Genomic DNA, 26477 nt, shown 5'->3' with positions numbered 1-26477 from the left:
TTGGGTCCCCTTCCGGAAAACTTCCTCGGTCGCCTTGGGAGTGGGTCGCGCCGGCACACCCTCCGGGCAAGCATGTACCGCACCCAGCGGGCAAACCCTCAACAGAGGAGCTACAAAAATGTACAATCGCACACTTCTCATCGGCCGTATCGGACACGACGCTGAAGCCAAGACGGACAAGAACCAGCAAGAGTACGTTGTCCTGAGCATTGCCACCAAGGACAGCTGGAAAAACGATCAGGGCGACTACGAAAGCCGCACCGAGTGGCACCGCGTCTACGCATGGCGCAATCTTTCACGCTTCGCGAAGACTCTCCAGAAAGGCCAGCTCATCAGCGTTGATGGCACGATTCGCTATCGTGAATACGCCGAAGAAATCAACGGCGCCACCATGAAACATCGCGTCGCCGAGATCCACGCGAGCAAGATCCAGCGTCTCACCAAAGGAGGAGCGCCAGCTCCTTCCGACGATCAGGCCTCGGATGAGTGAGCGATTCGGCATGCTACCGGGCGGCCTCTCGGGGCCGCCCTTCTTATGTAACCACTGTTCGTCGCCCTAAACGACTTCGTCCAATTGGCATGAACGACGATCCGGCGTTCATGCCCGCGTCGGTGTTAACATCAACAGCGAATTCATAATCCAACGAGAAAGAAGCACATGCTGATAAATGGCCGGAGGATCTGGCAAGTTGCGGCAGGAGACGGAGAGCGGGCATATCATGACCTCTTCATCGAATGGGATGTCATCGCCATTGGACCTGGTGAATATGGACCCTGGCCGGATTGCGAGGCTGCCGTAGTCGAAGCCCGAACGCGAAATCAGGCCACGATCATACGTCGCTTCGCCGATCAGATGGCTATAGGAGACTTGGTCATCCTCCGCAAAGGTTCGTCTAATGTTTGCGCGGTCGGCGAAGTTGCGAGTGATTACCTTTGGCTAGACGACTTCGGCGACATCGACGGATGGGATCTGCAACATGTCCGGCGAGTTCGCTGGATCTGGAAATATAAGGACGCTCCAACAAACCTTGGAGCCAATGTCTTGCGGTTTGGTGATTCCGTTCAGGATGCCTGCTCCACCGAATTACAGGGGTGGATAGAAGGGCTGGACGTTCCTCGAACTGCCTCTTCCAGAAAGCTCACGACTTTGCCTGAAACCTGTCAGCACGCTGTGCCTCGCGAACGGGTATCGTTGGAGCAACTCACAGAAGGACTGTTCGATCTCGGAATTGGTCTGAGCGATGCAAATACCGTAATCGATCGGATGCGCGAACTCGAGATGCTCTCCGGATGGTACAAGCGTGCAAAGGACAAGCCTGCAGAGAATGAAACAGTTGCTTACCTTGTAGTTCCTCTACTTCGAGCTTTGGGTTGGACGCCGCAACGCATGGCCATTGAGTGGAAAAACATTGATCTTGCGCTGTTCTCGCGCTTACCTCGTACTGACGCGAACCTCGCAGCAGTATTGGAGGGTAAGGCGATGAATAAGGCTTGCCTGATCGCAAAGGAACAAGGCGAGGGCTATGTGCAGGCAGCGGAACGTAGTCATTGCGAAAGATTGATTGTCACTGAAGGGATACGATATGCAATCTTCCGAAAGCGCAAGAATTGTTTCGCGTCGCATCCGGAAGCATATATAAACCTGACTAGGCGTCTTCCAGACTACCCCATCTTGAGAGGTGCCGGAACTATCGAAGCTTTCGCGCTACTCGCCGCCGATTGGCGCTCCGACTAGAACAGCGGCCGACTAATTGAAACAAGCGACGTACCTTCCCTAATGGGCGCTGCCCCTCGCGCGCGCTAGCCGTATCCCCAGTCTTCCTCCACTGCGTTCCGTGCAGACCTCCGCTGCGCTCCGCCTCTTTCCGCTTCACATCCGTTGCGCTCCAAGAGATGGGTGATCCCCCTCGGCTTGCACTTGCTACCCCCGCCCTCGCCGCCGGGTGGCTCAGGGGTTGTTGGTTAACAACAACCGCCAATACCAAAAAGCCCCGGAGAGCAGACCCCATGACAACCGACAAAGCCCGTGAACTGGCCCAGCAGATCGAAACCAGCGTCAACGCCCTCGCCGCCGAAACCGATGCAGCCCGCCGTAGTGACATTTTCCGTGGATGGCTGAACGCGATGGCCCAATTTCACAGCTATTCCTGGAACAACCAGCTTCTGATTTCCATGCAATGCCCAACCGCAACGCGCGTCGCTGGCTTTCACGCCTGGCGCAAGATGAACCGATTCGTGCGCAAAGGTGAAAAAGGAATCACGATCCTTGCTCCCTGCATTTACAAGTCGAAGAAGCGCGAGCAGCAGGACGAAGAAATCGAAGAGCAGGTGCACGCAATCGGCACACTACGAGGATTTCGCGCGGCAACCGTGTTCGACATTGGGAGTACCGATGGCCAGCCGGTTCCCTCTTTGCCGTGGAAGGTCAAAGGGGATTGTGCAGAACTCCTGCCGCATGCTGAACGCGCATGCCGTGAGCTTGGAATCGAGCTTGAATACAAGACAATCACGGACGGCGCGGAAGGCTACAGCCTCGGCGGCAAAATACAGATCAATCAAGCCCTCAGCAACAGCGACCGCGTAGCGGTAATCATCCATGAGCAGGCACACGAGATTCTTCACAAACAGGCGGAAATCCGGAAGAACACGACCCGCCAGCAGCGTGAACTTGAGGCGGAGTCTACTTCATTCGTCGTACTCTCGCATTTTGGAATTCAGCATGGCAGCCCGTTCTACCTGGCCACCTACGATGTCACGCCAGAAATGCTCACCCAATCATTGGCGACAATCAGCACCGCCGCGAAACGGATCATTGAATTGATCGAAAAGGATCTCCCCGCAGTGGGAGATGAAGATGCGCCGGAACTGATCGCGAACTGATCGGGGCGGATTGGGCCGAACTTCCCGGCCCAATCCGCGATTCCTCCCGCACAAAATCAGTAGCGGCAGCCTAGCGCACGACCGCGTCGAGAATCTTTCTGGCGAGCCCGACACTGTCAGCTATGACAGATGTCAGCCTAGGCGACGGTCGGCTGATGTCTTGATCTCTCGCCAGCCGTATCGCCGCAATGATCGAGGCGGCAATCACCAGCGTCGAAGCAAATCGATCCGCCGCCGTACGTCTCTGCTCTTCCATCGCCTTCTTTCGCTCCTGCTCCTCGCGAGCTATCGCCCGCCTCATCAGGCCCACGGATCACCTCTGACCTCGGTCCCGCTGCTCCATAACCTGATGGGCCAGCCTTCCCTGGAAAATCTCTGCCGGCAAGTAGCGGCGCCTTTGGCCGCAGAGCGGACACGCCGCAATGATCCAGTCATCCGGCAAGGTCTCCACCGGCGCCGGAATGTTCTCGTGACACCCCTTACAGGCGATGACGAACGGGCACAGGCCGGAAGTCGGTGCGTGAAACATGGGATCAGTATAGGCGAATATATGGCGAAACTTCCAACAAGCGTGGGCTCCATCCTCTCGGAGCGCCCCCAGCGCAGCGGTGATATCCGGAATGGGAGCAGTAATTTGCTGGCAGAGGAGAAATCCGGCGCCGTAGATGGACGCCTCGGGTTTTCCACAACTTTTCTCGATGAGCCCGCAAGTGTAAATTTCTTCTCGCGAATTTTGAATCACTACCGTGCCCTTTGTTCGCTCAGGGAGAGGAGTGTGTGGCCATCGTGCTTGGTGGGGCACGCAAGGAGGCGAAGATTTATTGTCTCGTGCCGCAGGCGATCCGATCTTCCATGGAATAGTTATGTACCCAGATCTGCCAATATGCTGGAGGGCTTGTCGATGCCAATGAAAAAGTGGCCCCTTCTCGATTCCAATCCAGCATATCTGGGCGGCGACCCACGCATTGACGGGACGCGGCTGAGTACGGAGCACGTCTACGAATACTGTGCCGGAAGTGATTGTGATGCGCACATAAGAATGTTCCAGAAGGATTGGCCCTACGTGACCGCAAAGCAAATCAAACAGGCGATCGCCTTCGAGAGGACGCGCCGCGGTGTCTGAAGATTTCCGGGGAATCGTGATTTTCCGCCTGTGCTTTTGAACACAGAATGGGGCATTCATGGCGGCTAGAATGATCGGCACGGCATACAGAGAACGAGGGGCGCGCTGTTCCATAAAAGCGAGAAAGGCATCGGGTAAATCGGGCACTAATGCAAGTCACCATTCATAAAGGCAGCCGGGAGATCGGGGGGACCTGCATCCAGATCTCGTCGGGAAAGACGTCAATTCTCCTTGATGCCGGACTTCCTCTTAACCCCGACAGCCAGCCCGTAGACCTTTCGCACCTGTCCGTTGATGCCCTTCTGGTCAGTCACCCTCACCAGGATCACTTCGGCCTGATGAGTTTGTTGCCGCCAGGCACTCCGGTTTACATCGGCAAGCTGGCCCGCAGCCTGATCGATGCCACGCGGGTGTTTATCGGCGACGACAGATATGCGCTCAACTTCCGTGACTTCAAGGCCTGGCAGCCGTTTATCATCGGCGATTTCACCATCACCCCCTATCTCGTCGATCACTCCGCCACCGACGCCTACGCCTTCCTCATCGAAGGTGAAGGCAAGCGCCTGTTCTACAGCGGTGACCTTCGCTCGCATGGCCGCAAGAGAATACTTTTCGAGAATCTCGTTAAGCGCCCCGTTCGCGACATCGACGTGCTCTTCCTCGAAGGCACCATGCTGCATCGAAGCAACGATCAGTTTCCGAACGAACAGTCTGTTGAAGACAAGATCTTTGAGACAATCCTCCAGCAGGGGAACATCTCGTTTCTGATATCGTCCTCGCAAAACATCGACCGCATCGTCTCCGCCTATCGGGCCTGCAAACGTGCTGCCAAGCTCCTGGTCATTGACATTTACACTGCCTGGGTGCTCGAACAGCTTCGACTGGTGACTCAGAACACCCCCTGTATGGATTGGCCAGAGATTCGGGTTTATGCCAAAGGCAGCCAGTATGAAGAGTTGAAGGCCAACCCTGAATATTTTGGTGATTTCAGCAACCGGCTTTTTCGCCGCCGGGTGATGCCTGAAGATCTGCATGACACTCCGGAAGCATTTCTCTACTTCGGCAAGGTGTCCAGCTTCCCGTTCATCGAGTCATTCAAAAGCGCTTCCGTGCCTGTCAATGTGATTTATTCGCAATGGCTCGGGTATCTTGATGGCAACCACGCCAGCTACTACGGCTGCGACAAAATCGCGTCCTACCGCAGCGATCCCGCTGTGAACTTTGTTTATGCCCACACTAGTGGGCATGCGACGGTTGAAGACCTCAAGAAGCTGGCTGAAGCATTCCATCCGCGTGTGCTCGTTCCCATCCACACCGAGCATGGCCAAGAGTACTCGCAGGTTTTTGCCAATGTGGTGAACTTGAACGATGGCCAGGACTTTTTTCTCGCCTGAACGGAGCGTGCAAGTTGAGTTTTGATAACAAGACCTGGCAGGCGGAGCTTCGAAGCAGCCTCTCTGCCTTGAAGGCATGCCAATTTCCCAAAAACAGTGAGATTGTACTCGGCGGAACGCGTGAGCTCGCGACCATCACGATGAAGGAAAAAGGACTGCTGGCAAACATGCAATCCGATGCCGCCGCATTCGAGGGTTGGGCACTGACGCTGCTCTGCCATTGCAAGGTGAATCGCGTTCAGATTGATATCGACCCAACCGCGAAGCAAGACGGGCCGCATTATCAGCGATTTCTTTATCGCCTTAGGCGCTTTGCCGACTTGTTTCCCGATCGGGTGATCACCGCGTTCATGCCAGAGCCGAAAGCACTAACGCGAGGCAAGCGTATCTGGAATCAGTCCAACGATCGCAGTGAAGCTCCTGAAACTCACTCCAAAGAACGGATGTTCGCCGCTTCCCGCGATGGACGAAGTGAATCGGACCTGGAACTTGCCCTCGAGGTTTCCAAGGCATTCAAGGCGCGCTTCCAGCTCGATAAGGTCATGCGCCAGTGGCCTGTAGGGTTGTTTGACGGACGCGTGACCAGCGGAAATCGAATCTTTACCGGCGGAAAAAGCGGCATCGATCTGATCGGCATTCGAGCCGACACCCTGGTCCTGTTCGAATTGAAAAAGCGCGGCAACGAAAAGGTAGGCGCAGTCTCGGAACTGTTCTTTTACGCAAGCGTTATGCGCGACTCCATCGGTGCCTCAGCCGCTTTCGAGTTCAAATCCCAAAAAGCGCGAAGCAACTGCGCAATTGCGCCCGAAGACATCGTTGCGTGCAGCCGTATTTCGGCAGTGTTGCTGGCCCCGAAACTTCATCCGCTCATTTCCGAGCCGAGTATCTTCGCATGCCTGAATCAGGCGACCAATCAACCATCCTTGGACAGGCCCATACAATTTGAAACCGCCATTCTCGATTACCCTCAAGACGAAAACGGCGACTTCACCTTCAGCCATTGAGAACAATGCATGTCCAAATCCAGGAGATTGAACTTAGCGGTCGTCAAGGAAATGCTCCTTCTTGCCGTCTAGCGAATTTTCCTTGGAGCAAGGAAATGGAGGAAAAATGTCAAAAGAAAAATCGCCACTGTATAAACAATGCGTGACTTGCCAAAAATGGGGAGGGACAAGAAACGCTTCAAGGTACCGCGACCACGTGCTGTACGGAAGCGACGAAGACAAGGGTGAGTGCGTCGGCGGGGTATGGAATAGACAACAGAAGAATGCTACGAGCTCTTGTAACAAATGGGAGAAGTGGAGTGTGCTGAAGTAGTTGGCGTAATTTGTTCGACGATGCACCGGCGTGAGTACCCAGGACCGTAACACGTTGTCGGACATATCCATGGTGCATACGGAACTGAAAGCACCAAAGACACCCTCTTCGTCAACGCCGCGCTTCCCTGCAGGGCTTTTGTGATGAGGAATAGCCCTCATGTCTTCAGGATGCCGCAATGATGACTACGACTATCTCACGCACGCACACGGCCCATGCGCAAATGCGGTATCGGAATTAAACCTGTCGCAGGGCGCACATTAGGCCAATCTGGTCGGATTATTCCAACGGAGGCTTTATGAGCAGCGACGACTATTCTTCACAGGACGACCTAAGGAAGATGCTCGCTGAAATATATGAGAGAGGACAAGCCCGGAAAAAGCTAAGGGATGTAGGTGCCCCCCAAATCGGCATATTCTGGGTGGTCGACGGCAAACCTTTGGTCTTCGGGGACCCACTCGTCGAAGCCGAACCATGGGGAGAGTTCAAAAACTACAAAGAAGACCACATACACTTGTGGAAGTTTCTTCAACGTAATCGCATCGTTCCGCGGGATACAGAATACGAGGACTATCCTCGGGGTCGTGTTGTTTACAACACAAAAACAGACACATTTATGTTTTTCGCCGACAGATGCATATTGAAAGACAAGCCAATGGTTGAGCACCTGCTCGCCGAACTTCATTTACCTTCGACAACCACAACGGAAAGTGACCCGCACTACAAGTGCAAGAATTGTGGGGCTAGAGCGGAGCGATAACTCTAAACGCTCTTCCCACGGCTGAAAGCACGAAGCGGACTGCCATCAACGCTATAGAAATCGCCGAGGCCAAGACGAAGGTGACGGAATATGATATCCAGAACATCAACTGCACCTCTACCAATGCCGCCCGAGCCAAAAACCACCGGCCAGGAGACCGACGCCAGCCAATAAGCCCGCAGCGAAGACGCCCCACAACAGGCTGCTCCAGGCTCCGAAGAGTTTGACGCGAAAATCCCTTGTCACGGCGGCGAGTGCGCCTTCGGCCTGCTTAATAGAGTCGTTGAGCTTGCTGGTCACCCACAACTCCATTTTGGCCTGGCTGATTTCGAGCGCCCTTCCGAGCTGTGCCTCCATGATTCGAGCGATCACGATGCCGAATCTTTCCCTCGTTTCCTCTGTATAGCTTTTGAGGATTGCCTCGCCGGCAATGGCGTCGTGCAAGTTGGCCTGAACGTCCTCCAGAAGCTGCCGCGTCTCAGCGGCTGCATTTTGGACGGTGACCTTCAATTCGCGAGCCGCAAAGTCGGAAATCTCCCTCGTGACCCCGCGGAGCCGATCTTGCGCAGCAGCCGACGCGACCAGGCCGGCAGCGATGTTCTCCATCGCTCTGCATTCGACCACGGTCAGCTTGTATCGCAGCCACTCGGGATCTTGCGGGTCCATCTTCGCGAACTGCTGAATAAGGTCGAGAAGAACGCGTTCCCTGGCATCGCCCTCGGGAAACGCCAGGTAGACAAGATCACGAATCCAATCGGTCGAACCCATTTTCAACTCTGCTGTGGATGAGTTCATGGCAAAAGGACCCTCTGAACAGTCGCGAATTCGTTGAATGCTCGGAACCGATAGGTTCGCGCACGCAGCATCATGTCGGGCGCTCTCAATTCCGGCGCCTTCGCCTTTCGGTCCCCGACCGCGGTGAGCGTGTCACAGCCGATCCGCATGAACTTCTGGAGATCGGGCCTACGCGCGTCCATGCGGATTTCCATTGGAGAGAACGCCCGCCGAAAAGCGGAAACAAGCCCTGCGATCGCTGGACTCTCCCACGCCGAAATCGCGTCCTCGCGATGATGGTTGTGGACGATCAGGTAATCCACGCCGTCCTGCAGCGCCTCACCCCAATCGAGAACCGACCGGGCCGATGCAATATCGGTGTCTACCACGCCGATTGCCGTCCAGCGCAGAGGAATTCCCGAATCCTGCATTACGCGGTAAAAATCGCGAAACCACGGAATCATCCGATGGCCTTGCGCTGCGCCCATGTCTGCCAGGACGATGTCCGCCTCCGAGTCCAGCGACACTCCCAGCAATTTGTCATATGTCCAGTTCTCAAGGGCGGGCAGCTTGTGAGCATCCGGGAAAAATGAAAAGAGCGATCCTTCAGCCTTGTTGTCCGGGTCCATATCGAACATGGCCACCTTGAATCCGTTGCTCGCATACCACTCGGCCAACGTTGCCATCACTGTTGTTTTTCCAACGCCACCTTTGCCCGCCATCGGAAAGACCACCCGTTTGGGCTTAAGTTCTCCGGGCCATTCTCCATTCATCTCGGCGGTTCGAATGGATGATTCGTGAACAGCTTGGGCTTGACCTTGCTCGACTCCCGCCGGCGATACTCCTCCGCCTCCCGATCCAGTCTCGCCGCTACTTGTTCTCTCTGCTGCTGCCATGCTGGTTTTCCCCTCTCCTGAATCTCACTTCCATCGTTAGCCGAGCTGCTCGACTCGCCTTGCGCTACTACTCTTTCCCCCTTCTGGGGGCGGAGGATTTCTTCTACGTTTGTTTCGGCAGACCGCGACTCGCGGCGCAACCCGACGATCCGCCCGCATGTCTTACAGAACTGCGGATAGCTGCCCTGGTATCCGTGTTCGCAGAGGGCCTTCCAAATCTCTTTCAATGTGAGCCCGGTCCCGTACGCCGCAATCAGTTCGACTGACATTCCCCTCAGCAAACGTGCGCGCAGATGCGCAGCACCTCTGAGGCCGGAGAATTTCACGACTAAAGCTTGTAGTTCGACGATGCGTTCGGGTACTGACGAGCACATTTCAATATCACCATGCCAGAGAAACGCAAACAATGCAAGAGCCGAAGCGAGACAGGTCGCGCTTACCCGATAGCAAGCGAGACTCAGGCAGTCAGAGTACAGATTGGGCAGTATGTTCCCCCTGCAATCTCGGCTAGGCTCGGTCTGTCTCGCTTGATCTCGTTTCTCGTTGCAGCCGTAGGCTGCACTTTCCGGCCGAAGGCCTCGAAGGGGTGGGCTGCTCGCAAGCAGCCGGTCTCAACGGGTATAGCGGTAGTGGAACATAAAAGGTGTGACTCTAATTTTGTGGCGTTTCTTTTCTATCCGATTGCACCTTCTGATGCTAGGTGAGAGTCACTATCGACTGATGCAAGTGCAAAGTGAGTCAGGTTGAAATTGAGGTGGCGGCTTGTAGTGAAATGTGCATTGCTGTAATATTCGGCCATGAATACCCGAAAGAGATCGGAGAGCGTTCAATTCACTCTTCGACTCAGCCAGGCTCAAGCCGAGCGTTTCAACAAGATTCAGGGAGAGTTGAACGTCAAGAGCAAAAGCGACGTATTTGATTACCTGGTCACTTTCGCATCGGCCAAGCGGGATGATCAGGAGATTCTCTTCTATTCACTGATCGATCGATTAGGGGAGATGATCGGCAAAAGGCTGCAACACGTCGAGACCGTGAATCAGTTGCACTTGGCCCTGACCGACTCTTTCATCAAATACGCGGTCAGCGCACTCCCCGATGTTCCGGCCCAGCTGCTTGAGGCTGCAAGGTTCCGTGGAACCCAGATTTACGAGCGAATCAACATAACCGCTGCGCGTGAATTCCAACGCCGCCGAAAGAGCGACGCCTACGAGCCGTCCTCGCTCGGCATCGACGAAGATCCCGAGGCCCTTACCTAGAGACGACGCATGGCGAGATCTCCCAGACTTTCGAACCCTAATCGAGACGGAAAGCAGTCAAGCGCCGGAGGCCCATCCGCTCGACTACGACCTGGTCGCGCCCGGCGGTTGGCGACCAGTCCGAGAACCGGCACCGCTAGCCGTCTGTTTCGCCTGGCGCGAACAGTCAGCAGATCTACAGGGTTGCGATCAGGCCAACGGGGCAAGGCTCAAGACCGTGGGCCTGGGGCGACGCAGTTCCAACGTCGAGCGGTGGTGAATGTCAGATATTCCAATTCGCGCGTGAAGGGTGCCTGGAAGGCGCATGGAAAATATCTGGAGCGGGAGAGCGCAGCCGGGAAGTCTGGCGGGCTGGAGCATGAACGGCTCGATTCTCGAAGCGAGCAGCCATTGCATTCCATCACTGACCAATGGCAACGGGCAGGAGACACTCGCCTCTTCAAGATCATCATCTCTCCTGAGGACGGCGCCGGCGTGGATTTTAGAGCTACGTCTGAGGATATGATTCGCGCTTTGGAGCAACGGACGGGCGAACGCCTCGAATGGGCTGGAATCGTACACAGAAATACAGACCATTCCCACGTCCACATCGTTGTGCGGGGGCGCTCCCTGTCCGGACAGCCCCTGTTCATTAAGCCCGGTGTGATCCGTGAGGTATTGCGGGACGAGGTCCAAAGATCCCTAACGCGCCAGCTAGGCCCGCGCACCGTGGCCGACGTTGTACGTCAACGAACGTCCGAGATCGCGGCATTTCGAGTAACGGGTGCGGATCGGAGTATGGCGCGGCAGGTGGCGCGAGGTGCGGAGTTCTCTCCTATCACTCCGAAAGATGACTTCGAAAGACGCCGTTTGGCGGTTCTGCTCGGGTTCGGCCTCGCCCGCAAGGAGCATGCGGGATGGCTTGTAAGATCTGACTTCACGACGCAGCTAAGCCAAATGAAGGATTTACAGGATCGCGCGCGGATTCTGTTCCAGAGCGGCGCGGCCATCAGCGACCCGCACGCCCCAATGGAATTCGGGACGCAATCACGAAAGCTAATCGGAAGGGTGCTCCTCAACAGTGAGGATGAACGGACGGGCCAATTCCAAACCGCGTTCGAAACCCTTGATGCCAGGGTCGTAATTCTCCGCCACGACGCCACCCTACGATTAGCGTGGGCGCGGGGCGACCTGAAGGCGGGCAACATCGTATCCATCGACAGCTTGAAGAGTGATCCAAGCCGCCTGTACGCGGTCGCATTGGGGAATGAAGAAAGCATTCTTCACGACCCGAAGGCGCTCGGAGGCATCGCGAAGAGGGTGAGAACGATGGGCATTATCGTCTCTGAGAACGACAAGGGATGGATGGGTGAACTCCGCCGTTCACTCCGCCACAAAGAGACCGACATCAGCTACTGACAGTCAGGCGAGCACAGTATTCAAGATCTCGTCGCGCGAATTGCAATGCGCATAGCAGTAAAGGAGAACAAGGATGCGAAATGCACAAATTGCACCGCCGGGCTATGTCTTACCGAAACGTCCTGGTTGGCAGGGCGGTTGGAATCTCAAAGCTGTCTGCGGGGCTCTCGTGATGTTCGTGCTCACGGCATCTGCCAACACAGAATGGCTCGCCATGACACTCGGCAATCCCGTCGAAATGGGCGAGCCGCTCTTCTGGTTCAGAGGGATTGGGGTATTCCAGCCGTTCGCCGGCATCCGGCTGTGGAGACTATATGCCGCTAGCAGACTCATCAGCTCCGCAGTGCGCCGTGACATTTGGCTTGCATTCGCTGCAACCGTCATCCTTGGTCTATTCCTCGCATGGATAACATACTGGTTTCTTTCACTCATCAGGGATCGCAAGGACACCGACAGTCTTCAGAACCTGCACGGCTCAGCAAAATGGGCAGACAAAAAGGCAATCGAAGAACTCGGCCTGCTGGATGCTACAGACGGCGTGTATATCGGCGGTTGGCGTGATCCGACTACCCAAGAGCTCCGCTATCTCATCCACTCGGGGGCAGAGCCAGTCCTATTGTTCGCTCCGAGCCGCTCAGGCAAAGGCGTGAGCGCGATTGTTCCGTCCTTATGCCAGTGGCGCCAGAGCGTCGTTGTCTACGATCTCAAGGGCGAAAACTGGGACCTCACCGCAGGGTTTCGACACAAGATCGGACAGCGGGTGCTCAAATTCGCCCCGACGCTACCCGAAGAAAGCTGCTGCTACAACCCCCTCTCAGAAGTGCGCTGGGAAACCGACCACGACGTCGGGGACGTGCAAACAATCGCAAACGCAGTCATCCGCAACGGCGGCGAAAACACGTTATATCAGCACTTCGAGGACGCCGCAGTAGACCTCGTCTCCGCCGGCATTTTGCATCTGGGCTATTTCTTCCGTCGTCTCGATCCGCCCCGCCAAGTGACGCTCTCTGATGTTCTCGCCCTCTACTCGCTGCCAGGGAAAGACATCTCCGACACGCTCAGGCAAATGCAAGCTGAGACGCATGATCCGGGTGGCATGTCTGCGCCGCGACTCAATTGGAAGGACATCAACGGCCGGCCCACAGTGACCCATCCGTTCGTTGCCAAGGCTGTTCAGCGGCAATTGAATCGAGCTGACCGGGAAGGCGCAAGCGTGCAGTCCAGCATCGTCACTCCGATGACCATATATGACGACCCAATAGTGCAGAAGACGATCTGCCGTAGCGATTTCAAAATCAGGGATCTCGTCTATGGTGAAAGACCCATGAGCCTGTACCTCAAAGTCCCACAGCCAGACCGGGATCGCCTTCGCCCGCTTGTACGCCTCATTCTGCAATTGATCTTCACTCGGCTCATGGAGCAGCCCGCGAAGAACCGTCACCATTTGCTGTTGATGTTGGACGAATTCCCGGAGCTGAAGAAGATTCCGAATCTCGCGTCGGCGATGAGCCTGATGGCCGGTTACAAGATCAAACCCTATCTCATCGCCCAGACTCTGACCCAGATTCGCGAAGAGTACGGGGAAAACGAATCCATCACTGACAACTGCTACATCAAGGCTGCATTTCAAACGGACAACCTTACCACCTGCAAGAGCCTGTCGGAGCTGTCCGGCAACATGACCATCGAAAAAGAAACCGTGAATTACAGCGGACAAAGGACAGACCTCTACTTGAAGCACATCTTCCGGAGCGTCGAACAGGTCCAGCGACCGCTCATCACGGTTGATGAGATTCGGAGGATGAGACCGCCTCGGAAAGCCACGAATGATCCCAACAGCAGAATCATTGAGCCAGGGGACATGCTGATCTTCATCAATGGCGTCGCCCCTATCTACGGCACGCAGAGTCTCTTCTTCTTGAGCAAGACCCTCTTGGCGCGGACCAAACTTCCACCGCCCCGATTCAATACGGCCGCCAACGAGCCGTTGCCAACCAAAGAAGCCGCAAAATTCTCTCTTGACACAGCAATGATCGCGAAACAGGCAATGCAGGAGGCCATCCATGGGCAGCGCAATGAGCTCTAACATCACTCACCAAGCAGGGAATCTCACAGACAAACCGACGATTGACCGGGTGGGCAATCGTGAATTTGTCAGGGCGCGGTTGGCGCAAAGCTGGCAATACGACACTCAGGGAAAAACCGTGACGCATCGGCAATTCCTGCCGCTGGTTTTCTTCGGCCGTAGCGTTCAGGCAGCTCGCCATTTTGAAAAGGGTGACAACATCCACGTCACGGGTCAGCTCATCCGCCGCGAGATGCCGAGGAAAGTTGACGAGTCAGAGGCCGGCAAGAGCCCATCCACGGTTTGGGAAATTCATGTCACAGACGCCCATCGCATCTCAAGCCTCACCGCAGACGACGGAGCACCCATCCACCAGAACGATATGCGCCGTGCTCAATCTCCTTACCAGCCCCCGACCTACCTCCAAGAGAGCATCCATGATTGGCCGCTTTGATACCAGCGGAGTGATCCAAAAGGCGATTCGGGTAGCTCTATTCCTGGCCATGGGCGCAGCGATTGCAACGGTGGCATTCTGTGAGTTTGGATTCGTCTTCAATTTCACTCATTCGGCGCCGTTCGGGATCTACCGACACGCGGCGGAGCCGACTCTCACCACTCGCAAGAATTCTCCGTATGCGTTCTTTTGCCCCGATCAGCGCTGGCCAGGTCTCAGGAACAACCCGAATACGCGGCGGAACCTGGGCACCTGTCCTGACGGTTATGCAGCGCTCTTAAAGCCGGTCGTCGCTTGGCCTGGCGACGTTGTGACGACTTGGCCTGGAGGAATCATCGTAAACGGAACACAGGTCCCCAATTCATCGCCACTCTCCCGCGATTCTCTGGGCAGAGAACTTCACCCATACCCCTATGGGACCTACCAAGTACCTGAAGGTCAGATTTGGGTAGTGAGTTCCTACAGCTCAAGGAGTTTCGATTCGCGCTACTTCGGTCCAGTGCCATTGCGAACCATCAGAGAGTGGGTCCGCCCGCTCATCACTGAACCATATAGAGCGCACTAAGCGGTCATCGAGTAGCGACATGTTTCCATTCAAAAACAATCACACCCTATCGCTATCAATCGGCAGTCACGCCGCCAGCCGCGCGGTCATGTTGTTCGCCGCCGCGGCCCTCATCGGCTTTCTGGGTTGGAGCGGCGTGGCACGCTTGAGCTGGATCTCACTACTCTATCCGTTCTTGTACCTGCAATCCCGCTCAAGACTGGAATCGCTCTCTGCCGTGTTCTACTACGCCGGAGCCACTTGGAGTGTCATCCCAGGCTCCGCAGTGTTCTTCGGGACCAACGCGAGCTTCGCACTCCCGTTACTTCTCTTCCTTGGCTGTATTACGCTCGGCGGTTTCCCCTGGATTCTGCTCTACAACCGCCGGTTGACCGAAGTGTCAGCAATCGCCGCGCTGGTAGTCCTGGCCCTACCACCACTCAGCTTCGTAACTGTTGCTCACCCCTTGATCTCGGCAGGCCAGTGGTTCCCGGCAACAAGATGGTTTGGAATCCTCTTGCCGCTGCTCGCTATTCTCCTCTATCGCTGGTTCGGGCAACGTTACACCGCGGGTGTTCTGCTGGCGTCATTCTTGGTCACTCATGTCAGGTGGATTCCGCCAACCGCGGATCCTCACGTAGCAGCAATAGACACACATTTCGGTGGGACAGCGTTCGTGCCTCTTTCGCCGTCTGTGCTGTATCAACAAGAGCGCCTGATTCAGAACGAGTCTCTCAAGCACCCTGACGCCGTTGTTTTGTTTCCGGAGACGATCGTACCCGCCTGGTCCCGGATGACGGATACCCACTGGAGCGGAACGTTCCGCGCCTTAGAGCAACAACACACGACTCTTTTGCTGGGAACCACAGTCCCTGTTCCAGCGACGGAAGGAAGTCGCAACATTCTGCTCGCGCGCGGCTTCGGTCCGCACTTTGCATATGTGCAGCGCATTCCCGTTCCTCTGGCCATGTGGCATTTCGGCGGCAGCGATGGCTTTCCGCTGATGCTCCGCTATCCGCCGACGATCCGTGTACTGAATCAACATGCTGCGGTGCTCATGTGCTACGAGCAGCTTCTCGTCTGGCCCGCCATGCAGTCTCTTGCCCGCAACCCGGACATGTTGCTGGCCCCCAGCAATGACTACTGGGCCTCGAAGACTCCCATTCCGGCGATTCAGCATGAAGCAGCGAGAGATTGGGCTGACCTCTGGGACATTCCTCTTTACGAGGCGCGGAACGAATGAAAACTGCATTCATCGCACTTGCGATTCTCCTTCCGGCGCAAAGCTTCGCCCAGACAGTGAATCTCGGTCAACTTCGTGACCGCTGCGTGCCCACCGCATCCTTGGCCACACTGTCCGCAATCGTCCACGCGGAGTCGAGTGGAAACCCCATCGCCCTGCAGCTCGATTTCCCCAACAGACTGCTTCGCCAGTGGCAGCTTCCCCCAGGCGCCCTCCGTCTCATGCGTCAGCCCAGCAACGTCAAGGAAGCTCTCGAATGGATCGACTACTTGAACGCATGGCACGTCTCGGTCGATGTCGGCTTGATGCAAGTGAGCACCGAGGAAGCGATGCGCCGGCACATCCCGACGGCTGCACTGCTTGATCCATGCACAAACATCCGGACGGGATGGGCGATCCTCAGCGACGATTACGAACTCGAAGTGCGAACCTATGGTCCAGGACAGGCCGCTCTACAACATGCACTTTCGCGCTTCAACACTGGCGATACGAACCGGGGGATCGATGACGGCTATCTTGCGCGCGTGATGGCAGCCCTCAAACAACTCTCCCATCTGCCCAATCCAACACGATCCAGCAGGGCTCAACACCCAGGAGGTCAGAAGTGATCGAGCCCGAAGATCTGATGATTCCCGAAACGGCCACGCATCGATCCGAGTTCGCGCTTTCCGCACCCGGCACGGTAAACCAGACCACCCTGCGTTCGATTGCGGCAAATTTGTTGGCAATGGAATCTGCTCCGGTCATCGGCGCGTTCGATGCCAATCACCTTCAGCAGATTCATGCTCGCATTTTTCGGGACGTGCTTCCGCAGGCAGGCCACCTCCGCGCGCCCCGACAGTCCTCTCTGTCATCTTCGTTGGATCGTCTTTTCGACAGGCTCGCCGGGGAGAATCGGCTTAAAGGATTGGAGCTGGATGCTTGGACGATACGGGTTGCGGACTACCTACGCGAAACCGACCTGATCAAGCCCTTCGACCAAGGCTCGGATATTGCGTCGGCCGAGTTGTTTCGTGAACTAGCGATGGAAAACGGCATCACGCTCCGCTGGGCGAGGTCACTGGCGCAGTCCTCAGAAGAACTCCAGTTGGAGGCTCAAACGCTCCAGAGCGAGAACCTCAGGCGAATGCTGATACTCGCGGTGGACCCTGATCTTTCCAGACGAAAGCCGGTACCAGGTCGGGATCGATCCAATTCTCTGGATTTGTTCCCGTTCCCATAACAATCGTGTCTGCCGTATTTGACCAGCAACGCGAACTTACACCGGTACTCGCTTGTCCTGCGTCAATGGATTTTCTGATGGTCGGTTCCTGTACTCGCAGAAGAAATAGATCAACGCCCCGATACAACTGGTCGGTATCATCAGAAGCAGCCACAACGCTTTCGACCAAATCCGCAGTTTGTTGGTGAAGACACAATCCCACATCATCCCGAACCACAGGACGATCACGCCAATTCCGAAGAAAGCGCCAATCAGGAAAAAAGGCAGCAAGGCGAGGTTCGACCATGTTTCGAGCATCGTGTAGAAGGGGTTTATTCGAAGAGCAATAAAAATCCCGTCCAAGGCCATTAATAAGCCGAGGAGAGTAACAGAGCCGACAGCTACAACTCGGTAAAGAGTTCGAAGCATGGTCGAATGTCAACCTTGTGGTATTTGAATAATAGATGATAATCGGAGTTCCGCTGCATCACCAGGCAATGCTGCGCCTGGGTGATCCAGTTCACGCTGAGATGATCATGGTGGAGAACACGGCCGAACGCGGTTTCCACCGGAAGAATCAGCACGGCGTATAGTGCTTTGAGGCCATCTTATGAAGTTTTGCTGTCGAGCATTCGAGCATTGGCACAGTGCCGCAGGAACCAGAGGATTTGGCGTGTTTGCCGCCGAAAGTGAGCAAGGCCAAGCGATGTTCGTGATCCAGCATCGTGCCCTTGATGCGGACGCACGCCCACCCGAGTACAGTCCGTCACCACTTTCCCTAGTGTCGGATTTGATCATTCAATTCTACCCGTGGTGCGGCGCAAGGCTAGACGATTCCTATAGGGACACGCAGGCCCAGATCGATAGAACTGACCTCAAGCTCCTATAGGGGGAGGGCAAAGCTTCCATGTAAACTCCTCACCAAAGAATCCAAGCGATCCGCGCGGAAGGTTGATCTACGAATGCACCTTGCTTACTTTGATGAGACAGGAATCGACGGGTACAGTTCGGTTGCCATGTTTGGCGCACTCATTGTTCCCACTGGGACATTCGGACCAGCTTCCGTAATGCATCACAATGCAATTCGGCAGATTCTCCCGACGGGGGACTTGGATGATTTCCAGGAGTTTCATGCGTCGGCACTGTATCTGGGTAAGGAACCGTTCCAGGGGATTGATGAACAAAAGCGGTTCATGGCGATATTGACATTGATGGCTGCGGTACGTGCAGAGAATATGACTTTCATCTATGCGGCGATTGACCGTGGAAAGTTCGCAACGACCCATCCCTCGCCGTTTGGAGCAATCAAGCCTCTACATGCCGCTTTCCATATGTGCTTATTAGGAATCGAAGACTGGGCGACGGAGAATCATTCCCGCCCGGATAACCCGCCCGATACAAAGGTCCTGGACTGGCAAGACACATATTTGTGCATATTAGATGATTGCAAGGACAAGAATCTGAAGAACGAATATCGCAAAACCTATCGCAGCCTCCGTAGGAAGCACCCGTTCGCGGCAAGCCCGAACAATCGTCTATGGCATGCCCACGATGATATGTTCTTCGCCGATTCGACTGATAGCCTCGGCCTTCAGATAGCAGACCTATGCAATTATTTTGTCCGGCGCCATTTGGAAGGCATTGCAGAGAAGGACGGCGTGCTGCACTTGGAAGGCATCGCGAAGAAGAATGCCTTCTACGAACTCATATCTCCGCAAGTGATCTGCGCGAAGCCCTCGCCAGAATGGCGGCAATATGGTCATTTGTTTCGCAACCATGAGGACCTTCCTACTGATGGGAGCGAACTAGCGGTCTCGTGACCTGTGCTCCAGAAGGAAAGCTGTGACCTTGGCTGAATTCTCTCTACGCGATGTGAGCATACACTGGGAACGGAGACAGACGACAAGTGCAATACAAGGCAGTGGTGGAACGAAGCCGCCCAGAGATTCAGATTCTGCTTAGCAGCAGCGACGTTACGGAGATTGCGGATGCGCTTCTCAGTGCAGCCTACTATGATCCAGATTGGCGGTGGGTGCAGGGACAGTGCATGAGCTTCTCTCACCACAAAGACGAAGATGTACGATGGGTGTCCGCTCTCTGTTTCGGTCATCTTGCGCGGATTCATCGTCAACTGGATTTGGAACCAGTCCTCCAGCGGCTCGTTGAAATGAAATCTGATCCTCTGGTCTCAGCAGCGGCGGAAGACGCACTTGCAGACATCAGTTTCTTCCTGAAATTCCAGTGAATAGGCGGATGCCGATCGAGTCCTGGGCCTGCGGAGATCACAAACAATTAAGATTTGGATCCCCTTCCGAATAGGTCCATTGATCCGCTAAATTCCGCTCGAACCGTCAGGCAACCCGCATCCAAAGAGGTCGCGTCAAACAACAAACGCGCCGGTTTCAACTCAGGGGAGCCCTGTCCGCGTAGGCCTTACCCAATTTCCTGCGGCGCAGGATGGGATTTTGAAGGTCACGCGGCTGCGCCTTATCGCCCTGTCTATCGCCCTGATTGCAATTGTGGTTGCAGGAGTCCGGGGTGCCCGCTCCGTCGGCGCCAAAGTGGATGACCGCGACCCGGATTCTCTGCTCAAGTACGCGGACTCCCTATCATGGAACAACAACTGGATCAAAGCTGAGCCCTATTACCATCAAGCAGAACTCCTCTTTGCGAAGCAGCACCGGGACTCCAAGGCCCTGTATGCCCATGTCAGCCAGATCCCGCCCAACTCCGAATCTTCAAGCCTGACCGCAACGATCTTTGGACTTACAAACGATCTGGCCCTACCCGCAGCCGCGGACCCGGAAACCCGTCTTCGCATCCTCACCATCCGCGGAATGCTGGAAACCAACTATGACGCGGCATCCGCGCGGAGCACCTGGGCGCAGGTCACCGACCTCGCTCGCCGGCGCGGCCATCTGCAATTGGCGATGCGGGCTACGGGCGAGCAGGGCATCGCCGCATTCATCCTTGGAGACACAGACGTAGCGAAGAAAGATGTGCTGGAGGCGTGGACTTCGGCCAAGGTTCTTCGTGATCCGGCCGCCAGCGTGCGGTACGCCAGCGTCTACGGAGACGGCCTGGTCGAGTTGCGACGGTACAACGAGGCGCTCACCCCACTTAATGAAGCGATAAAGATCGCCAAAAACCATCCCGACATCGCGTACCCGTCGATTGCAGTCAACTCGAAGATCGATGCGCTCCGCGGCCTTCGGCGCTATACCGAGGCGCTGGCTCTCTCGGCCGATGCGTTGGCGCATCTCCAGAATGCAAATCTGAAGGGCCACGAATTTCAGATTTACATGACGCGCGCCGAAGTTTATGAGGCCCTCAATCAGTGGTCACAAGCAGTCGCCGACTGCAACCGATCGCTCGCGGATGCCCGAATCCTCTCGTACTGGAGAGGCATAACGGAAGCTGGCGGCTTTCTCGCCCTGGCGTATGAGCATCAAGGTCAATTGCCCGACGCGCTGAAGGCCATCAATGAGGCCATCGACGCGAACACCCATATTCCGGACGAACTCTATTTCGTGCCGAGGAATCTGGCGATCAAGGCAGAGATCACGCAGAAGCTTGGCAATGCGAAAGAGTCGGACGAACTCTACCGCAAGAGTGCGGCGCTCATTGATGCGATGCTCGCCCATGCTCCCACTCAAAATGTACAGCGTCTCGAACTCGCCGAAATGGGGTTTGTCTATTCAGGCTACTTTGCTTCGCTCTCTGCCCAGAAGAAATACGACGAGGCGTTTCGGGTGCTTGAGCAGGTTCGTGGGCGCGTCGAGGCCGAGAGTTTGCAGCATCACGCAACAATTCCTCCGCACGCTCCGACGCAAGAAGAGTTGAGACTCACCCGACTGAACCTGGCCCTGATCGACACTGACGATCCCAGGGAACGCGCGCAACTCACGGACGCTATCTACCACGCCGAACTCAACCTCGATAGTTCGTCTCTGGAAGGGAGGACAGCAACGCGGCCCATCACCCTTGCCCAGCTCCAGCACGACCTTAGCGACGATGACCTCATTGTCGAATACGTCGTTGCTGAACCCCAATCACAGGCATTGGCAATCACCAAATCGACCGTTCGCCCTTACACACTGCCCGATCAAGCAACCTTGGAGGCTGACGCAGGCCGGTATCGGCGCGAACTTCGCGCACAGGGTGTCGATCCCGCTCTTGGCCAGAAACTCTTCAACGAATTGCTCGGCCCGGTCGCGGAACTGCACGAGAAATCGCATCTGATCCTGATCCCGGATGGCTCGCTGCATCTGCTGCCTTTCTCGGCTCTGGTCGACAACGGCAAGTACCTTCTGCAAACACATGAGGTCAGCGTCACGCCATCCTCGACTGTTCTCCACATCCTGAAAGAGCGCACTAGCGAGCAGGCAGACGAATCGCTGCCTTATGTCGGAGTCGCTGCATGGACGCAAACCGCCGACTCCCGCAACTTCATTACGCGCGCAATTTCGGGGCCAGAGCGCAGCGAGCTGACGCCGCTGCCTGACAGCAAGCGAGAAGTGCAGTCAATCGGCACGACTCTGCCCAAGCCCAGCACCATCCTTCTGGGAGATGACGCCACAAAGACTCGCTTCGAGAGCTTGCCGCTTGCACGATTCAACGTGCTTCACCTCGCGTTGCACGGCTACACGGATGTCGATTACCCCGACCGCTCAGCGCTCGTGTTCGCTCCGAATCCCAACCAGAGTGACGACGGTCTGCTTCAAGTACGGGACATTCGCAAGATGCACCTGAACGCAAAACTCGTGACGCTCTCCGCCTGCAATACCGGTGTTGGTCCGGTGGGAGAAGCAGGCGTTGCAAACCTTGTGAACGCCTTCATCGAGGCCGGCGCCGACAGCGTGGTCTCTACACTGTGGGAGCTTGAGGATCACTCAACCTCCCGTATGATGACCGACTTCTATCACCACGTCGCAATGCACGAACCCGAAGCAGAAGCACTCAGAGACGCGCAACTTGGACTCATCAAAGCCAACTCGCCGCCTTACTACTGGGCGAGCTTTCAACTCGTCGGCAATCCAGATACCACGCTGTAATTCATACCCCTGGAGAGAATTGTCATGGCACTCACACGCTCTGATCGGCAAAACCTGCTGGGCAAGATTTCGACCTTAGTGGCAGAGAAGTATTATGACCCGACGTTTGGCGGCAAAGACTGGAAGCAGATCGTCGCGAAGCACACGGAATCCATTCTCGGCGCTGATACCGTGGATGGCTTCGAGGCCGCTGTGACAAGCATGCTTCATGAGGTTCATACCAGCGGGTTGGGCCTGCTTGGCCCAACAACCAAGATCACGCCGCGCAACGCGATCAATGCAAGCTTTCGGAAAGTTGAAACGAACGCCGATGGGACGCGATGGGTCTTTCAGGACGTGTTGCCGGGAGGTGTGGCAGCTCGCGCGGGAGTGCAGCCCGGAGATTCCCTCATCTCAGCAAAGGGGCAAAACGTTTCTCCGGATGAGCCGCCTGTGTTCCCGATGGATGAACGAATTCCCATCGTCATCTCTAGGAACGGGAATAGAGCCGAAAAGCGCTTGGACCTGGCGACGCCGGAACCTAAGTACAAAGACAATCCCTATTCGGAGCCAGACAGCGTGACCGCCGCAATGGCGGCCGAGTCGCTGGGAGCCGTGAAGGTGAGCTTGTTCCCCGGCAAGATCGGGATCGACTTCGCGAAGGACGTCGATGCGGTCTTTCACGAGAAGATTCCCAACGTGAAGCGATTGGTGATCGATCTACGGGGAAACCCCGGGGGAGGAATCGGCGGGCTCCATCTGATGAGCTATCTCACTCCGTCGAAGGTTCCGATTGGCTTCAGCCTGGATCGTCCGACCGCGGAGCGCGGCTATGACAAGGCGAGCCTACCGAAGCTTGATCACATTCCCAAGTCGAAGCTGGAAATTCCGCTCCTCGCGATCAAGTTCCTCGGGAAAAAGTCGGTTGTGCTTGAAACCTCCGGCCTTGGAAGCCAGAGCTTTCACGGCCGCGTGGTGATTCTTGTGAATGAACACACCACTGGCGCCGCGGAGATGCTCGCTCAGTTTGCCCAGGAAAATGGCCTCGGGACCATTGTCGGGAACAAGACGCCCGGCCGGCTTCTCTCACGCTCTGGCTTCAAGATTGGGCATGATTACCGTCTCGTCATTCCAATCGGCGCGTATGTGAGTTGGAACGGGAACCGCATAGAAGGCAAGGGAATCACGCCAGATGTGCCGGTGGACTGGTCATACGGCGAAGCGCTCCTTGGGCGGGATAATCAACTGAGCAGGGCGGTGGAGGTCGCCCAGGAATTGAGATAGCAGAATCATCCCCCCCCAGGGCGAAATATCCACGGCTCGTTACCGCACTAGCAGGTCAACGCCCCAGTCTGCAACCGAATTACGGCGATAGCCGTTTGCTGGGACTGATCTGGATAATTCACCGTTCTGTCTTCGGGGAAGTGCTCTATCCAGTTGTGATCGGCCATCCTCGAAGGAGAACATCAGAGCTAACGAATAATTCGTCTGCGCTTAGCGCTTGGACCAGCCACCCTGCCGACGGACAGCGCGGAAGGAGGGCCTGAGTCTTCCCAATCCGCGCCGTGACGTCATCTAATTTCCACCCGTTCGCGTAATCGCGAAGTAGCCTTTCGACATGGTTCCAGAGGCGTAGCACAGCGTCTTGTCGCAGAATCCTGATCGGCCCGGCCGAAGAACGAGCTGCGGGATCGATTTCCCCCAAATGAGTCAATATCGTTCCTCTCACCGTATAGCCGAGCGGCGCAAGCTCAGCTAACGCCCTATTAAGTTGATTGTGCGCTTGGCCCATATGCGACGACGTGATGGCGTTGCCCTCAACGTGCTCGATTTTGGCCTCGAACGTAATGGCCTCCTTCGAGTTACCAAACGTCCCTCGCCACCGATTATCCGTTGCAGCACTGCCTTTTGGACGCGAGGCATTGTAGGCAAGCAAGACCCCCAGGGATTTCAGTCCATCGCAATATTGATCGTGCTTGTCGCTCGCGAGAGCTGCGGAAATCCGCTGACACGCTTTTTCGAAACGCTCCCTCGTTCCGTTAAGTTCGAGAAATTCGTCGAATGCGCGGGCGAGCGAAAATCCATATTCCGAGGTCTCGGAATCGGAAGGCTGGTTGGAACTTCGAGAGCGGTTGAGCGAGGCTCTCAATCGATTGAACCAAGAAGTCTTGTTTCCTCTACCGATGGCCTCCTCGGCTAAGAGATATGCTTTAGCCTGCGATCCGGGCTCTCCTGAAAGGCTCAGCAGATAAGTCGCTTTGGCTTGGTTCCATTTGTGGAATGCCCCGAGTTCGATGATGTTTTCATCGCGGTAAGCCTTCCAGACTTCCTCGAAACGATCAGCCGCCAGTCCGTAGTTTTGGCTCTCGTACATCGCCGACCAGGCAGTCACTTCGGCCTTCACGACCTTCGACGCGCTGAGTGACATATTGAATTGCTGGGCTTGGGGAACACTGCTCAGATACTGAGCAAAAGAAGCGTCGTAGGCTCCAAAGTTTCCCTGCAGGAAGTTCGTGACGTTATCCCTTATTTTTTGGTCATCTAGTTCCGCAGTATCTTGGGCAATATCTAATTCCGCAATCATGTTCCGCGGAATTCCCTCTCGATTAGATTCCCGACCAAAATGCGTCGCGAACCTTCGGTCCGCCAATATGTACACACCAAAGTCATCCTCTGCCCGATTACATCGACCTAGAGCTTGGATAATCCGCGAATTCAGCCGGCGTCGCATAAAGCCTGCATCGCGCAAGTAGGCTGTTATGAACTCTTCTTGAATGTTGATCGCACGCGGGAGAGTCGTGATCACGACCAATCTGCACTCGTTCGCTTTGAAATCCATCCCATCGAATCGGCCTGCAACAAAAAGATGACCTGCAGGGGCCGCCTTGAATGAATCGATCTCATCTCCTAGAGGTGAGAGCACCCAAGTCGGATGTCCCACGAACCCGCACTTGTTGAGCCATTCGCTCACAACCTCCTTGTACCTTTTTGCAACGGCACCGCTAGAGCATAGCCAGACGCTCTTTGGGTGGACCGACAACGCTGCGAAGATAGCTCCACCTAAACGCGGAGGAATATCCGACTCCTCAAGCCGATTCATAATGATCAGGCGTCTCCCGGACGTCTTCTCTCCAAATTGTGCGTCGACTGGGATCGTCGTGATTGGGTTGACTCCCAATCTTCGTGCAAGGTCAGCGGGATCACCGATTGTTGCACTTACGTAGAGTCTTTGAGTTGTTTCCCGATAGTGTTCGAAGGACGAGAGAGGGTAGACGTATGGACGAACCCAGATTGTTGTGGTGCCAATATAGATATTTGCTTCTCGCAAATGTAGTCGTGTGCGCTGCCAGCGAAACCTCAAGTCAGAGTCACTCCCAAGCGCCGCCGACGAATCGATTATCGTGCGAAGGCGGTCGGCGACCTGTATTTGATCGAAAAATGAGAGGAGCTCAGGTGGGGTGATGGTTCCGACAGATTCCTCAGCGAGCGCATCGTTCAAGACAGCGTATCCGGGGAACGCATCTCGTAATGTAGTGACTATCGTGCTAAATAGCTCGGGATGAGAGAATTTCGTGATTTCAACGGAGAAGAGTGAGTGAAGGCAATGCTCAGCCAGGTGCGCGTCATCCATCACCAGGAGATCAGCCGGGTCGAGGACTGGATTTTGATTAAAGTAGACCCAGTAGTTCATGATCGCCACTTTTGCCGCTCGCTGGTAGGCGCGCTTATCGGTCCCTGGGATGTCTTGCCCACGGCCTTCCATCAACACCGCGGGGATTCCAAGAGAATTCGCCTCAGCGAGCATTTGTCTTGCTAGAGTCTTGTTCGCTGAGAGAATTGCGACTTTTCCGCCGGAGCGGCGCCACACCTCGGCTGTAAGAAGCGCGATCAGCGTCTTACCAGCGCCGGTGGGCAATTCGACAGCGAGATCCGGGGTCAGGCAGAAGTCTTTGTACTTCGCGAGAATATGTTCCTGTGCAGGCCAAAGGTCTTTGAACTTTGTTGAGTTCAGCGAATGGAGGAAGTCAACGAAACTTGTCGGAAGGCTCAACGCTGCTGGATTCATGGGCCCAAATCTCCGATTCGGATTCTTGGAAATGTCCTAAGTAGGATAGCAACGTGAGGTGACCTTCGGTCGG

The 26477-nt window shown here is 55.7% G+C and carries 24 protein-coding genes; 18 read left to right on the top strand and 6 right to left on the bottom strand.

The annotated features are described in order from the left end of the window. Positions 1-118: 118 nt before the first annotated feature. From MOP44_RS04100 to MOP44_RS04090, 3 genes are all read left to right on the top strand, one after another. Entirely contained in the window at positions 119-490 is a 372-nt protein-coding gene (locus MOP44_RS04100; RefSeq protein WP_260794640.1) for a single-stranded DNA-binding protein, read from the top strand. Between the two features lie 168 nt (positions 491-658). Continuing rightward, the gene (locus MOP44_RS04095; protein WP_260794639.1) at positions 659-1735 is read left to right on the top strand and encodes a hypothetical protein; all 1077 of its coding nucleotides are present in this window, start codon (positions 659-661) and stop codon (positions 1733-1735) included. A 158-nt stretch (positions 1736-1893) separates the two neighbouring features. Beyond that, entirely contained in the window at positions 1894-2880 is a 987-nt protein-coding gene (locus tag MOP44_RS04090; RefSeq protein ID WP_260794638.1) for an ArdC family protein, read from the top strand. Positions 2881-2950: 70 nt separating this feature from the next. On the opposite strand, the gene MOP44_RS04085 is transcribed toward MOP44_RS04090, so the two are convergent. After that, positions 2951-3190, bottom strand: a complete 240-nt coding sequence (locus MOP44_RS04085) for a hypothetical protein (RefSeq protein WP_260794637.1) — start codon at positions 3188-3190, stop codon at positions 2951-2953. 591 nt (positions 3191-3781) lie between these two features. Here MOP44_RS04085 and MOP44_RS04080 point away from each other — a divergent pair. From MOP44_RS04080 to MOP44_RS04065, 4 genes are all read left to right on the top strand, one after another. Beyond that, positions 3782-4003: a DUF433 domain-containing protein gene (locus tag MOP44_RS04080; protein WP_260794636.1), complete on the top strand. Its 222-nt coding sequence runs from the start codon at positions 3782-3784 to the stop codon at positions 4001-4003. Positions 4004-4152: 149 nt separating this feature from the next. Next, entirely contained in the window at positions 4153-5397 is a 1245-nt protein-coding gene (locus MOP44_RS04075; protein WP_260794635.1) for an MBL fold metallo-hydrolase, read from the top strand. A gap of 14 nt (positions 5398-5411) precedes the next feature. Next, a complete protein-coding gene (locus MOP44_RS04070; RefSeq protein ID WP_260794634.1) occupies positions 5412-6401 on the top strand; it encodes a hypothetical protein in 990 nt (329 codons plus the stop codon). Between the two features lie 611 nt (positions 6402-7012). Next, positions 7013-7474: a hypothetical protein gene (locus MOP44_RS04065; RefSeq protein WP_260794633.1), complete on the top strand. Its 462-nt coding sequence runs from the start codon at positions 7013-7015 to the stop codon at positions 7472-7474. Between the two features lie 117 nt (positions 7475-7591). Here the strand turns inward: MOP44_RS04065 and MOP44_RS04060 are convergent, their stop codons facing one another. Genes MOP44_RS04060 through MOP44_RS04050 form a run of 3 tightly spaced genes read right to left on the bottom strand, consistent with a single transcriptional unit; the run spans position 7592 to position 9413 of the window. Then, complete coding sequence (locus MOP44_RS04060) at positions 7592-8242, bottom strand: hypothetical protein (protein ID WP_260794632.1); 651 nt, start codon at positions 8240-8242, stop codon at positions 7592-7594. Between the two features lie 23 nt (positions 8243-8265). Then, on the bottom strand, positions 8266-9021 hold the full coding sequence (locus tag MOP44_RS04055) for a ParA family protein (protein ID WP_260794631.1): 756 nt from the start codon (positions 9019-9021) through the stop codon (positions 8266-8268). Continuing rightward, positions 9018-9413 carry a hypothetical protein gene (locus MOP44_RS04050; RefSeq protein WP_260794630.1) on the bottom strand — a complete coding sequence of 132 codons (396 nt, stop codon included), beginning with the start codon at positions 9411-9413 and terminating at the stop codon, positions 9018-9020. The genes MOP44_RS04055 and MOP44_RS04050 overlap by 4 nt, the downstream gene beginning before the upstream one ends. A gap of 528 nt (positions 9414-9941) precedes the next feature. Between MOP44_RS04050 and MOP44_RS04045 the strand changes: the two genes are divergently transcribed. From MOP44_RS04045 to MOP44_RS04015, 8 genes are all read left to right on the top strand, one after another. Beyond that, entirely contained in the window at positions 9942-10400 is a 459-nt protein-coding gene (locus MOP44_RS04045; RefSeq protein ID WP_260794629.1) for a hypothetical protein, read from the top strand. A 282-nt stretch (positions 10401-10682) separates the two neighbouring features. After that, the gene (locus tag MOP44_RS04040; RefSeq protein WP_260794628.1) at positions 10683-11798 is read left to right on the top strand and encodes a relaxase/mobilization nuclease domain-containing protein; all 1116 of its coding nucleotides are present in this window, start codon (positions 10683-10685) and stop codon (positions 11796-11798) included. A gap of 73 nt (positions 11799-11871) precedes the next feature. Next, positions 11872-13884, top strand: a complete 2013-nt coding sequence (locus MOP44_RS04035) for a type IV secretory system conjugative DNA transfer family protein (protein ID WP_260794627.1) — start codon at positions 11872-11874, stop codon at positions 13882-13884. Next, entirely contained in the window at positions 13862-14317 is a 456-nt protein-coding gene (locus MOP44_RS04030; RefSeq protein WP_260794626.1) for a single-stranded DNA-binding protein, read from the top strand. Before MOP44_RS04035 ends, MOP44_RS04030 begins: the two co-directional genes overlap by 23 nt. Next, positions 14301-14882: a conjugative transfer signal peptidase TraF gene (traF, locus tag MOP44_RS27980; protein ID WP_390905467.1), complete on the top strand. Its 582-nt coding sequence runs from the start codon at positions 14301-14303 to the stop codon at positions 14880-14882. Before MOP44_RS04030 ends, traF begins: the two co-directional genes overlap by 17 nt. Before the next feature lie 19 nt (positions 14883-14901). After that, positions 14902-16104, top strand: a complete 1203-nt coding sequence (locus tag MOP44_RS04025; protein WP_260794625.1) for a carbon-nitrogen hydrolase family protein — start codon at positions 14902-14904, stop codon at positions 16102-16104. Beyond that, positions 16101-16712, top strand: a complete 612-nt coding sequence (locus MOP44_RS04020) for a transglycosylase SLT domain-containing protein (RefSeq protein ID WP_260794624.1) — start codon at positions 16101-16103, stop codon at positions 16710-16712. Before MOP44_RS04025 ends, MOP44_RS04020 begins: the two co-directional genes overlap by 4 nt. Next, positions 16709-17326 (top strand): hypothetical protein, encoded by a 618-nt coding sequence (locus MOP44_RS04015; RefSeq protein WP_260794623.1) that lies wholly within the window; start codon positions 16709-16711, stop codon positions 17324-17326. Before MOP44_RS04020 ends, MOP44_RS04015 begins: the two co-directional genes overlap by 4 nt. A gap of 36 nt (positions 17327-17362) precedes the next feature. Here MOP44_RS04015 and MOP44_RS04010 read toward each other — a convergent pair whose 3' ends face one another. Continuing rightward, positions 17363-17734: a hypothetical protein gene (locus MOP44_RS04010; RefSeq protein WP_260794622.1), complete on the bottom strand. Its 372-nt coding sequence runs from the start codon at positions 17732-17734 to the stop codon at positions 17363-17365. A gap of 533 nt (positions 17735-18267) precedes the next feature. Here MOP44_RS04010 and MOP44_RS04005 point away from each other — a divergent pair. The 3 genes from MOP44_RS04005 (at position 18268) to MOP44_RS03995 (ending at position 23622) form a co-directional block, all read left to right on the top strand. Further along, positions 18268-19125 carry a DUF3800 domain-containing protein gene (locus tag MOP44_RS04005; protein WP_260794621.1) on the top strand — a complete coding sequence of 286 codons (858 nt, stop codon included), beginning with the start codon at positions 18268-18270 and terminating at the stop codon, positions 19123-19125. A gap of 645 nt (positions 19126-19770) precedes the next feature. After that, on the top strand, positions 19771-22359 hold the full coding sequence (locus tag MOP44_RS04000) for a CHAT domain-containing protein (RefSeq protein ID WP_260794620.1): 2589 nt from the start codon (positions 19771-19773) through the stop codon (positions 22357-22359). 24 nt (positions 22360-22383) lie between these two features. After that, positions 22384-23622 carry a S41 family peptidase gene (locus tag MOP44_RS03995; protein ID WP_260794619.1) on the top strand — a complete coding sequence of 413 codons (1239 nt, stop codon included), beginning with the start codon at positions 22384-22386 and terminating at the stop codon, positions 23620-23622. A 145-nt stretch (positions 23623-23767) separates the two neighbouring features. Here the strand turns inward: MOP44_RS03995 and MOP44_RS03990 are convergent, their stop codons facing one another. Next, positions 23768-26404 carry a helicase C-terminal domain-containing protein gene (locus MOP44_RS03990; protein ID WP_260794618.1) on the bottom strand — a complete coding sequence of 879 codons (2637 nt, stop codon included), beginning with the start codon at positions 26402-26404 and terminating at the stop codon, positions 23768-23770. Positions 26405-26477: the final 73 nt, after the last annotated feature.

It is taken from the genome of Occallatibacter riparius (assembly GCF_025264625.1).
Classification (GTDB): domain Bacteria; phylum Acidobacteriota; class Terriglobia; order Terriglobales; family Acidobacteriaceae; genus Telmatobacter; species Telmatobacter riparius.
This window is presented reverse-complemented; position numbering and strand designations above follow the sequence as displayed.